The sequence below is a fragment of the Arenibacter sp. F20364 genome, from assembly GCF_023015905.1.
Classification (GTDB): Bacteria; Bacteroidota; Bacteroidia; order Flavobacteriales; family Flavobacteriaceae; genus Arenibacter.
In genome coordinates this window covers 254710-266879 of sequence record NZ_JALKBD010000002.1, presented here as the reverse complement: position 1 = coordinate 266879, position 12170 = coordinate 254710, and the positions used below count along the sequence as shown (strand labels likewise).

Sequence of the window (12170 nt, the reverse complement as noted above, 5' to 3'; positions counted from 1 at the left end):
GCCTAAGAATTGCTTTGGCAGTAGAGCTTAATAAAAAAACCCGAGGCAAGCCTCGGGTTTTTCTTTTAGAAAGCATATCGTTGCGGTCCTCCACGCCTAATTTCCTCATTGGCGTAAATCTCAAATTTCTTGAAGTTTTCACGAAAGGCATTCGTCAATTTAAAGGCCGTTTTATAGTAGGCCTCGTCATTGTTCCAGGTTGCCCGTGGACTTAGAACACTGGTAGGTACTCCTGGGCATTCTCTAGGCTGGGCCACACCAAATACGGAGTGGATATGGTATTTGTCATAACTGTACAGTCCCAATTCACCACTTAGTGCAGCATGGATCATGGCTCTGGTATATTTCAATTTCATTCTGGTTCCCACCCCATAAGGGCCACCTGTCCAACCTGTATTTACCAACCATACATTTACCCCTGCATCCAACATTTTTTTACTGAGCATCTCTGCGTATTTGGTTGGATGTAATGGCATAAACGGCGCTCCAAAACAGGCCGAGAAACTAGGCACAGGTTCAACCACCCCTGCCTCGGTACCGGCCACCTTGGCCGTATATCCAGAAATAAAATGATAGGCTGCCTGACTAGGGGTCAACTTGGATATAGGGGGCAATACCCCAAAGGCATCAGCAGTTAAAAAGAAAATATTTTTTGGGTTCTTGCCAATGGACGGCACCTGTATATTGTCTATATTATAAATGGGATAACTTACCCTAGTATTTTGGGTTATAGAGGTATTGGCAAAGTCTACTACCCCTTGGGCATCCAAGACCACATTCTCCAAAAGTGCACCTTTCTTTATGGCTCCGTAAATTTCGGGCTCACTTTCTTCCGAAAGATTTATGACCTTGGCGTAACAGCCTCCCTCAAAATTGAACACAGTATTTTCTTTGGTCCAACCATGTTCATCATCGCCGATCAATTTTCTATGTGGATCTGCAGATAATGTAGTCTTTCCTGTTCCGGAAAGTCCAAAAAAGATGGCAGTATCCCCGTCCTCGCCAACGTTTGCAGAACAATGCATGGGAAGGCAATTATTAAACACGGGAAGAATAAAATTCAAGGCTGAAAATATTCCTTTTTTAATTTCCCCCGTATAGCCGGTACCTCCTATCAAGGCAATTTTTCGGGTAAAATTCAAGATGGCAAAATTATGCTGCCTCGTCCCATCTTCCTCGGCCTTTGCCATAAACCCCGGGGCGTTAACCACAGTCCATTCCGGGTCAAAATCAACCAATTCCTCTTCAGTAGGCCTTATAAACATATTATAGGCAAACATATTGGACCAAGGGTATTCGTTAATAACCCTAATGTTCATCTTGTAATCCTTGTCTGCGCATGCAAAACAATCCCTTACATATAATTCCTTTTCATTAAGATATGCTATAACCTTTTTGTACAGTGCATCAAACCTTTCACTTTCAAAGGGTATATTTACATTACCCCACCAAATTTTATCGGCTGTAATATCATCCTTTACAATAAACCTGTCCATTGGCGATCTACCTGTAAATTCGCCTGTATTTATGGCCAAGGCTCCGGTTGAAGAGGTTACGCCCATACCCTTTTCCACAGTAATTTCATGCAGCTTGGACGGCGCCAATTGGTAGTGAATTTTTTTAGTTGAAATGCCATAGTTCTCCAACGCAATCGATTTCGTTGAGGGGGTTGATGAATTCATAATAATTGAGTTTTATTAGAAAAAAAAATGCTCTAAGAGCGTGTTAGTTTTAATTTAATGCTTTTTGATTTAGAACCCTAATGCCCAAAAGTATCCAGCCTGTAACCAAGAGAACACCTCCAAGGGGAGTCAATAGTGCTATTTTCTTAAAATCAAAACTCGACAATTCATTGATTGCCAAAAGGTAAATTGAAAAGGAAAAACATATAATTCCGGCCACAATAAAATAGTAGACCATTTTTTTTCGCTCTTCAAGCAATAGGTTGGACCCTCCTAAAATCATAAGGAACAAAGCGTGGTACATCTGGTATCTTACCCCAGTTTCAAAGGTCTCGATGGCCGTGGCATCAATCATTTTTTCCAGACCGTGTGCCCCAAAAGCCCCCAATAGAACTGCCGTTAGACCGAAAAATAGGCCCGTACCGAAAATTGTTTTGTTCATAACTTATATGGGTCAATTTCTTACAAATATAACAATTTGATACCTTAGTATCCGTAAAATAGAAAAGTAAAAAACCAATGCGTCGAAAAATACTTGTTGTGGGCACCGGAAAATCCACCTCTTATTTGTTAGATTATTTACTGCAAAAAGCAGAGGAGGAAAATTTACATATTACTATATGCGACTTAAATCCCGAAGTACTTCCAGATAAGGTAAAATTACACAGGGCATGTACTATTTTAAAATTGGACATTTTTAATGATACCGAAAGAAGTAATGCCATTAAAGAATCGGACATAGTCATTTCCATGCTCCCTGCCCGTTTTCATATCAAGGTAGCAACGGATTGCATTCAATTTACAAAACATTTGGTTACTGCCTCCTATATAAGCGATGAATTAATGGCTTTGGACCAACAGGCCAAAGCAAAAGGCCTGGTATTTATGAACGAAATTGGCTTGGATCCAGGTATTGACCATATGAGTGCCATGCAGGTAATAGATAACATTAGGGATCAAGGTGGCAAAATAATTCTCTTCGAATCTTTTACCGGTGGTTTAGTGGCCCCAGAAAGCGACAACAACCTGTGGAACTATAAATTTACTTGGAACCCCCGAAATGTTGTAGTAGCCGGTCAAGGTGGAGTAGCCAAATTTATTCAAGAAGGCACATACAAGTATATCCCCTACCACAAACTTTTTAGAAGAACAGAATTCTTGGACGTAGAGGGCTACGGAAAATTTGAAGTATATGCCAATAGGGATTCCTTAAAATATAGGGAGGCATACGGCCTGGAGAACGCGCTTACCCTGTATCGCGGAACTATGCGAAGGGTAGGTTTTTCCAAGGCATGGAATATGTTCGTACAATTGGGCATGACAGATGACAGCTATACCATTGAGAATAGCGAAGGAATGTCTTACCGAGATTTTGTGAACCTATTTCTACCCTATTCCCCTACCAATACTGTAGAATTAAAACTTAGGCATTATCTTAAGATTGACCAAGATGATATCATGTGGGAAAAATTAATGGAATTGCACCTATTTGATTCCAATCGGAAAATTGAATTAAAAAATGCTACTCCTGCTGAAATTTTACAAAGAATCTTGGAAGATAGTTGGACCTTGGAAAGTACGGATAAGGATATGATTGTAATGTACCACAAATTTGGATACGAACTAAACGGAAAAAAAGAACAGATAGACTCCAATACAGTCGTAATTGGGGAAGACCGGACCTATACCGCCATGGCCAAGACGGTTGGCTTACCGGTAGCTATGGCCACCTTACTGATATTAAACAAAAAAATTACCACCCCAGGAGTACAGTTACCACTTAGGCGGGAGGTATACGAACCCATATTAAAGCAACTTAAATCCTTTGGAATCCAATTTAAAGAATACCATATACCCTACTTGGGTTATAACCCCAATTCTGTTGCTAGTTAAGATGTAAAACCATTTTGGTATCTTTATAAAGGAAATTGAAGTATAGACCATGAAATCTAACAACGACAACATAAAAATTGACGGTATCGACAAAAAGATCCTAAGATTTTTAATGGATGATGCACGAAAACCCGTTCTGGAAATTGCCAGAAAAATTGGGATTTCAGGTGCTGCCATTCATCAGAGGTTGCGAAAATTGGAAGCTTCAGGTTTAATTGCAGGATCTAAATTCATTATTAATCCCAAAGTTTTGGGATATACCACCATGGCCTATATTGGTATTTATTTGGACAAGGCTATGAGCAATCCGCTTGCCGTTAAGGAACTTGAAAAAATCCCCGAGGTTTTGGAATGCCATTACACTACGGGAAACTGGTCCATTCTTATAAAAGTACTTTGCAGGGACAACGAACATCTTATGCATGTGCTAAATAGGGATATTCAACAGATAGAAGGGGTATCCAGAACAGAGACCTTTATTTCTTTGGATCAACAAATTGACCGTCAAATTACAATCTAATATTTGGATTGAATCTAAATAAGTTTTAATTTTGGGCTCTATGACCAAAGTGTACGCTTCAAAATTCTATACCCTTTATCAATCTGACCAAGATAGACGGTATTATATAGATTTTGGACAAAAGATGGTAAAGTTTTCTTTTTGCCAATTGTTGGCGCTGCGCCAAAAAATCTACGCTGTTTCCATAGAGGATCATTTTGATTCCGACCTTAATAAACATGGATTTGAAATATTGATATTGTGTAACAAGGAACATTTATTCTTGTTGAACACTTTCGAAGTTTTGGATTTAATGGAAATGGTAAAGTACAGTTTTAGCCTTTTAGGTATATCCTCCGAAATCCCCCTCACTAGTTCATAATGGACTTATTTTAAATTGGTCTAAGACCAATTTAAAATTAATGGCGAGATTATCAATTAACCTCCGCATTCAATATCTTTAATACTAAAATGATCTTTTTTAAGAAGTTTCATGCATTAACCCAATAAAACATAGAACTATGAAAGATATAGCAAGACAAAGAATGAGTATAAAGGTAAGCACTATGGACTTGCTCAATGATCAGATAAAAATGGAATCACATGCCTCCGCTTCTTACTTGGCCATGGCATCTTGGTGCGAGCAGAATGCCTTCGTACAAAGTGCAGAATTCTTTTATCATCAGGCAACCGAAGAAAGGGAGCATATGATGAAAATATTCAAGTTTATAGCAGATTGTGGAGGAAATTCCCTTTCGCCTACCGTAGACAATATCAACCATGATTTTTCCAATTTGGAAGAGGTTTTTGAAACAGCATTGGACCAAGAAATTGAGGTGACCAAGTCCATCTACAAAATTCTATCGGTTGCCAAAAAGGAGCAGGATTATCTAACTGAAAATTTTCTGCAATGGTTTATAAAAGAGCAATTGGAAGAAGAAAAGACCTTTAGGGATATCCTGGATCTCTTTGAGCTTATGGGGCGGGATGGTATTGCCCTTAAATTTATTGACGAGCGGATTAAAACAGCATAGTGACATAGCTTTTATGAGCATATTTACGTCTCTCCAAGGCAGGGCAAAATATATTACGACATAAAAAAGGAGATGTTTTCACATCTCCTTTTGCTCTTATCTTAAGGTCCTGTAATTTCTTAGTCCCTTCCACCTAAAACCTGCATAGCCCAATAGACCAAGGTTGCCAAAGATCCTATAGCGGCCACCAAGTAAGTTCTGGCAGCCCATTTTAAAGCATCTTCAGACCCTTTATACTCCTCTTGGCTCACCATATTCTTGTTCTTTAACCAAGCCAAGGCACGGTTACTGGCATCGTATTCAACAGGTAAAGTGATAAAACTGAACAAGGTAGCAAGACCCATCATTATTAGACCTGCCACAGCAACCCAATATCCAAGACCAACTCCTGCCGCAGCTCCCAACATAAGGCCACCGAAGACCACCCACATAGACATTCCAGAGGTAACACTTACCACCGGCACCAATTTGGAACGCAGTGTCAACCATTCATATGCCGTAGCGTGTTGTACCGCATGGCCACATTCGTGGGCCGCAACAGCTGCCGCCGAAGCATTTCTTTGATTGTAAACCCCCTCACTTAAATTTACCGTTTTATTTACCGGATTATAGTGGTCCGTTAGCATCCCTGGTGTAGAAATAACCTTAACATCCCTGATCCCGTGATCTGCCAACATTTTTTCGGCAATTTCGGCACCGCTCATTCCATTGCGCAAATGCACTTTGGAATAAAACTTAAATTTACTTTTTAGCTTATTACTAACCAGCCAACTTACTAGAGCTATAGCGCCCAGTAATATATAATACATCATCATAACAATTTCGTTTTTAAATTAATCCAATATACTAAAGTTTCCCTTTCTTATTAATTAATTCTTTCTTTCCTAAATAATCAAAAACCCCGCCAAATTATGACGGGGCCACATGTATGACAAAATGTACTGTCTTTATTCCTATCCCCGCCATTTAAAGGCTTCCAAAATCTCGTTATAGATTACTTGTCCCTTTACTATATTCACCCCCTTCTTCAGGGATAAGTCCATATTGCAGGCTTGTTCCCACCCCAAGTTGGCCAATTTCAATACATAGGGCAATGTTACATTGGTCAAGGCCATGGTGGAAGTGTAGGGCACTGCCCCGGGCATATTGGTAACACAGTAATGCACCACATCATCAATGATATATACAGGGTTCTCATGGGTGGTAGGCCTTGTGGTCTCCACACATCCACCTTGGTCTACTGCCACATCCACAATTACGGTACCCGGACGCATTTCTTTAAGCATGTCCCGGGTAATGATCTTTGGAGCTTTGGCCCCCTTTAACAAGACACCCCCAACAATAAGATCATGGTCCTTTATGTGTTTTCTTATATTAAATTCATTTGAGAATTCTGTCACCACATGACTTGGCATTACATCATTAACATAGCGTAACCGTTTCATATTAACATCCAATATTGTAACATGGGCCCCAAGTCCGGCTGCCATTTTAGCAGCTTGTATCCCCACAACCCCGGCCCCAAGCACCAAAACCCTTCCCGGTGCCACCCCAGGGACTCCCCCCAATAGCACCCCACGACCTTTTTCCGGTTTCTCAAGGTATTTTGCTCCTTGTTGAATGGCCATTCTACCTGCGACCTCAGACATGGGTGTCAACAAAGGCAATGTCCCATCATCATCTTCCACAGTTTCATAGGCTATACAAATACCTTTTCGTTCGATCATGGCTTCGGTAAGCACCTCACTTGAGGCAAAATGAAAATAGGTAAATACCACTTGCCCTTTTTGAACAAGGGGATATTCCTCTTTTATAGGTTCCTTTACCTTAACGATCATATCGCTCATGGCATAAACATGACCTATGGTATCCAAAACAATTGCCCCTACTTGTTGGTAATCGGCATTTGAAAACCCACTACCGTCACCAGCGCCTGTTTGTACATATACAGTATGGTTATTTTTCACCAGTTCAAAAACTCCGGCAGGTGTTATGCCTACCCGGCTCTCGTTATTTTGGATTTCCTTTGGAATACCGACTTTCATTTTTCAATTGACTTTAATACTTATAAGAAAGGGGTATGCAAAAAACACTATTCCCTCCTATAAATAATTGGTTGCTAGAGCTCCAAAAATGGAACAAAAAACTAGAAGAAAAAAAGAAAATGGTCTAAACGAGGGCCAATATCATACATTATTACACTTTTCACATTATGTGTACGAACCCAATAAAAAGGCTCCATTAACAGCGACCAAAAATTAGAAAATAGCCAGCTATTTATATTTCAGCTTGAGGACAATCATGATGAAGAGTAATACAGCGGTAACAAAATTCGCTAAAATCATTGGTATACTTTCATGGTATATCCCATAAATCAACCACAGCACCACCCCCATAAACATGGCCAAATACATGGTCAATGAAATATCCTTGGTGGATTTATTGTTCCAAGTCTTATGCACCTGTGGTACTATAGAGGATGTAGTAAGTACGGCCGCTACCAGGCCCATGATTTCGATATTTTCCATGCTGCTAGAAACAATTTTATGGGCAAACCCCTCAATGCAATTTTAAATCCAAAATATTACCAAAATCAACTTAAGCTTTGGAACAATCTCCTTATCCTACTATATTGACAATTTTTCCCGGAACCACAATCACCTTTTTAGGGGCACGCCCCTGGAGTTGTTCCTGTGTTTTGTCATGGATCATGACCGCAGCCTCAATTTCCTCTTTGGAAAGATCTGCCGGCAATTCCAATTTAAAGCGCACTTTTCCATTGAAAGAAATAGGGTACTCCTTACTACTCTCTACCAAATACTTCCCTTCAAATTTAGGGAATGGGGCGGTTGCTATAGAGGTCGTGTGTCCCAATTTATTCCAAAGTTCCTCCGCTATATGCGGGGCATATGGTGAGACCAACAGGGCCAACGGTTCCAATATTTTTTTACTATTACATTTTTGGGCCGCCAACTCGTTTACACAGATCATAAAGGTAGCCACCGAGGTGTTGAAGGAAAAATTCTCTATATCCTCTTCCACTTTCTTGATGGTCTTGTGCAAAGTCTTTAAATTATCTGCTGTAGGTTCGGCATCGGTCACCGTAAAAGCTCCTTCATTTCCCCCGTGGAACAAACGCCACATTTTCTTAAGAAAACTGTGAACCCCTGTAATACCGGCAGTATTCCAAGGTTTGGATTGCTCCAATGGCCCTAGGAACATCTCGTACAAACGCAGGGAATCTGCTCCGTACTCCTGACAGATACTATCCGGATTTACCACATTGTATTTGGATTTGGACATTTTTTCTACCTCGCGACCAACAATGTATATATCGTTATTCTCTTTAATTACTTCCCCTTTTTCACCAATAAAAACAGCATCCCTAAATTCAGAATACATGGGGTCATGTCTAAAAGATTCAATATCTAATTCATCAGAAGAATTAACGTATTCAACAGGGGAGTGAATTCTATTTAAAACACTATATCTAAATGCCTCGTCTTTAACTGGAGGTGTGTTTCTCCATTTTTTTATAACCTCATCAACACTACCCCAACCACTTTTTGACACAGCAATATAAAATTGTTTATCCTTAGCAAAACGAGCAACTACAAAATAAACAAAGGCGCTGGTTCCCGTAATCATCCCTTGATTGATCAATTTCTTGGCAAACTCGGGTTTTGGAACGAAGCCTTTATCGAACAAAAATTTCTGCCAGAAACGACTGTATAACAAATGCCCTGTGGCATGCTCGCTTCCCCCAATATAGAGATCTACATCCTGCCAATAATTAATGGCATCCTGTGAAAACACTTCCTGATTATTATTGGGGTCCATATATCGGTTGAAGTAATAGGAACTGCCCGCCCATCCGGGCATGGTGTTCAACTCCAACGGAAATACAGTTTCGTTATCTATCAACTGGTTACTGACCACTTCTGACTTCTTTACATCCCATGCCCAAACCGTGGCATTGCCTAAAGGCGGCTCCCCAGTTTCCGTAGGTAGGTATTTCTCAACTTCTGGTAGCACAATAGGCAAATGTTCGGGACTGATCATGTGTGGCATTCCGTCCACATAATATACCGGAAATGGCTCCCCCCAATAGCGTTGGCGACTAAATACGGCATCGCGCAACCTGTAATTGATTTTTCCTATTCCCTGTCCTAATTTTTCCAATTCGAAAATTACACGTTTAACTGCCTTTTTATAGGGCAGTCCATTTAAAAAGTCGGAATTGGCAATACTGGTCTTCTCCTTATCGGCAAAGGCCTCTACGGAAATATCCACTCCCTCAAAAATATTGGGAATGGGAATATTGAAATGCTTCGCAAAGTCGTAATCGCGCTGATCTCCACAGGGAACGGACATTACCGCCCCGGTACCATAACCGGCCAACACATAATCCCCTATCCAAATAGGAATGGCCTTTTTGCTAAATGGGTGTTCCGCATAAGCTCCCGTAAAGGCTCCCGTAATGGTCTTTACATCGGCCATACGATCGCGCTCACTGCGCTTGGCCGTAGCCGCAATATAGGCCTCCACTTCCTCTCTTTGCTCAGAAGTGGTAATTTTGGCAACCAATTCGTGCTCCGGGGCCAAGGTCATAAAACTTACCCCAAAAATGGTATCGGGCCTGGTGGTGAAAACATCTATATTTTCTTCGCGCCCCTTAACCCTAAACGTAACTTCTGCCCCTTCGGACCTGCCTATCCAATTGGTTTGGGAGTCCTTTAAGGGCTGAGGCCAATCTACCATAGTCAAATCGTCCAACAACCGCTGGGCATAGGCGGAGATACGCATACTCCACTGTGTCATTTTTTTACGTATAACAGGATGGCCCCCTCGCTCGGAAACTCCATTGACAATCTCGTCGTTCGCCAAAACCGTACCCAAGGCCGGACACCAATTCACTTCGGTCTCTGCCAAAAACGTCAGCCTATATTGCAATAAAACTTCCTGTTGTTCCTTTGTTGTAAAGGCTTTCCAATCGGCTGCCGAAAATATTGCTACATCCTCATCACAAACCGCGTTTACACTTTGGTTGCCCTCTTTTTCAAAAATAGCGATCAGACTAGAAATATCTTCCGCCTTATCGTTGTCCTTATTGTACCAGGAATTAAAAAGTTGGATAAAGATCCACTGTGTCCATTTGTAATAATTGGGATCGGAGGTACGCACTTCCCGGCTCCAATCAAAAGAAAAGCCAATTTTATCCAACTGCTCCCTATATCTGTTGATATTCGCCTCTGTGGTAATGGCAGGATGCTGCCCTGTCTGAATGGCATATTGCTCCGCAGGCAATCCAAAAGAATCGTACCCCATCGGATGCAGTACATTAAAACCTTTGTGCCTCTTATAGCGAGCATAAATATCGCTGGCTATATAGCCCAAGGGATGTCCCACGTGCAAACCGGCACCTGAAGGATAGGGAAACATATCCAGCACATAAAACTTTTCCTTTTGGGAGTCGTTTTCTGCTTTAAAAGTTTGGTTTTCAGCCCAAAATTTCTGCCACTTTTCTTCAATCTTCCTAAAATCGTAAGTCATCCTATATTGTTTGTCTTTAAATCCGGCGCACTAAGGGCACACACTCCATTTAATTAATGCAGGGCAAAAATAAGTTTAATCTATGAAAGCAAAAAGATATTATCGACTTACCTACCAAAGCAAAAGCACTGCCTTGATTACACCATATAAACCACACCTAAAGACAATTGCACTAAACTTTGGAACGTTGGATCTTCATTGCCCTACTGTAAGCAAGTACAAAAATTTCAATTGAATTTCCCAAATACCCATATTACTTTGGCAACCCTTTATATTGAAATTGACTATGAAACATCCCTCAATCATTTCTAATTCAATTTACTTTCCTATTTTTACATATTGATTTTCAACTATGAGTACATCTTTTGAACGTTTTCAAAAAAGAAAGCTTATCTCCTCTTATTTTTCAGTGGTCCTAAGTATTGGCTTGGTACTTTTTTTATTGGGTATATTGGGACTTTTGGTGCTGAACACCAAAAAACTGGCCGATCATTTTAAAGAACAGATTACCATATCCGTATTTCTTAAGGACAACGCCAAAGAAGTTGAAGTTGACCAATTGCAAAAAAGCTTAGCCATGGCAGAATATACCAAAAAGGCCACCTATGTTTCCAAGGAACAGGCGGCAGAACAGCACAGTGAGGAAATTGGAGAGAATTTTTTGGATTTCTTGGGGTATAATCCCCTTAAGAACTCCATAGATGTGCAACTTAAGGCCGATTATGTTTCTACAGAGAAGATTGCCGAAATAGCAGAGGAAATTTCGAGCAGGGACTATATTGAAGAAGTAAGCTACGACAAACCCTTGATTACACTGTTAAACGATAACGTAAAAAAAATAAGTTTCTGGATACTGGTTGCGAGTGGCGTTTTTACTTTTATCGCCGTCTTATTGATCAACAGTTCTATCCGACTATCCATTTACTCCAAGCGCTTTATCATAAAAACCATGCAGATGGTGGGGGCCACTAAAACTTTTATACGCAGACCCTTTATTTGGACCAACATTAAATTGGGGGTTCTGGGAGCGGTCATAGCCTTAATTGCACTAGGCTTTGTAATTTACTATGTAAATATAAATTTTCCGGAACTCCTACTTTTAGAGGATCCGACAATTCTAATATTTCTTTTTGCAAGTGTCTTCTTATTAGGGGTCTTGATTTCTTTTATAAGTACATTTTTTGCGACACAACGCTTCTTAAATCTTAGAACAGATGATTTATATTATTAACTTTGCGGCATGAGTAAAAAACAAAACAACAATCAACAGCAAAAGCCTAGACAGGAATTTATTTTCCAAAAAAGAAATTACCTTTTTATGTTTGTTGGTTTGGCCTTTATTAGCCTAGGATTTATCCTTATGAGCGGCGGCGGAAGTGACGATCCCAATGTTTTTAATCCTGAGATTTACAATTTCAGAAGAATACGCTTGGCCCCTACATTGGTATTGATAGGCCTCGGAATAGAAGTTTACGCCATTCTGTTGAATCCGCATAAGAAGAAATAAAT

At 40.3% G+C, this 12170-nt stretch carries 12 protein-coding genes; 6 read left to right on the top strand and 6 right to left on the bottom strand.

The window, feature by feature from the left end; all coding sequences use genetic code 11:
• Nucleotides 1-65: 65 nt before the first annotated feature.
• Together pckA and MWU84_RS02630 are read right to left on the bottom strand one after the other, a co-directional pair.
• Nucleotides 66-1682, bottom strand: coding sequence for a phosphoenolpyruvate carboxykinase (ATP) (pckA, locus tag MWU84_RS02635; RefSeq protein ID WP_246897906.1), 1617 nt, complete (start codon nt 1680-1682; stop codon nt 66-68).
• Nucleotides 1683-1731: 49 nt separating this feature from the next.
• Nucleotides 1732-2124 (bottom strand): DUF423 domain-containing protein, encoded by a 393-nt coding sequence (locus MWU84_RS02630; RefSeq protein WP_246897904.1) that lies wholly within the window; start codon nt 2122-2124, stop codon nt 1732-1734.
• A 77-nt stretch (nt 2125-2201) separates the two neighbouring features.
• Here MWU84_RS02630 and MWU84_RS02625 point away from each other — a divergent pair, with 77 nt between their 5' ends.
• The 4 genes from MWU84_RS02625 (at nt 2202) to MWU84_RS02610 (ending at nt 5108) form a co-directional block, all read left to right on the top strand.
• A complete protein-coding gene (locus MWU84_RS02625) occupies nt 2202-3575 on the top strand; it encodes a saccharopine dehydrogenase family protein (RefSeq protein ID WP_246897902.1) in 1374 nt (457 codons plus the stop codon).
• Between the two features lie 49 nt (nt 3576-3624).
• Nucleotides 3625-4095, top strand: coding sequence for an Lrp/AsnC ligand binding domain-containing protein (locus MWU84_RS02620; protein WP_246897899.1), 471 nt, complete (start codon nt 3625-3627; stop codon nt 4093-4095).
• Between the two features lie 40 nt (nt 4096-4135).
• A complete protein-coding gene (locus MWU84_RS02615) occupies nt 4136-4456 on the top strand; it encodes a hypothetical protein (RefSeq protein ID WP_246897897.1) in 321 nt (106 codons plus the stop codon).
• A 139-nt stretch (nt 4457-4595) separates the two neighbouring features.
• Nucleotides 4596-5108: a ferritin gene (locus tag MWU84_RS02610; RefSeq protein ID WP_246897895.1), complete on the top strand. Its 513-nt coding sequence runs from the start codon at nt 4596-4598 to the stop codon at nt 5106-5108.
• A gap of 119 nt (nt 5109-5227) precedes the next feature.
• Here the strand turns inward: MWU84_RS02610 and MWU84_RS02605 are convergent, their stop codons facing one another.
• From MWU84_RS02605 to MWU84_RS02590, 4 genes are all read right to left on the bottom strand, one after another.
• Nucleotides 5228-5923, bottom strand: a complete 696-nt coding sequence (locus tag MWU84_RS02605) for a zinc metallopeptidase (protein WP_246897893.1) — start codon at nt 5921-5923, stop codon at nt 5228-5230.
• A gap of 138 nt (nt 5924-6061) precedes the next feature.
• Nucleotides 6062-7153 (bottom strand): alanine dehydrogenase, encoded by a 1092-nt coding sequence (gene ald, locus MWU84_RS02600; RefSeq protein WP_246897890.1) that lies wholly within the window; start codon nt 7151-7153, stop codon nt 6062-6064.
• A 228-nt stretch (nt 7154-7381) separates the two neighbouring features.
• The gene (locus MWU84_RS02595; protein ID WP_246897888.1) at nt 7382-7636 is read right to left on the bottom strand and encodes a SemiSWEET transporter; all 255 of its coding nucleotides are present in this window, start codon (nt 7634-7636) and stop codon (nt 7382-7384) included.
• Between the two features lie 91 nt (nt 7637-7727).
• Nucleotides 7728-10661 (bottom strand): class I tRNA ligase family protein, encoded by a 2934-nt coding sequence (locus MWU84_RS02590; protein ID WP_246897886.1) that lies wholly within the window; start codon nt 10659-10661, stop codon nt 7728-7730.
• Between the two features lie 352 nt (nt 10662-11013).
• On the opposite strand from MWU84_RS02590, the gene MWU84_RS02585 reads away from it, so the two are divergent.
• The gene (locus tag MWU84_RS02585; protein ID WP_246897883.1) at nt 11014-11892 is read left to right on the top strand and encodes a permease-like cell division protein FtsX; all 879 of its coding nucleotides are present in this window, start codon (nt 11014-11016) and stop codon (nt 11890-11892) included.
• Between the two features lie 9 nt (nt 11893-11901).
• Nucleotides 11902-12168 carry a DUF3098 domain-containing protein gene (locus MWU84_RS02580; RefSeq protein WP_246897881.1) on the top strand — a complete coding sequence of 89 codons (267 nt, stop codon included), beginning with the start codon at nt 11902-11904 and terminating at the stop codon, nt 12166-12168.
• Nucleotides 12169-12170: the final 2 nt, after the last annotated feature.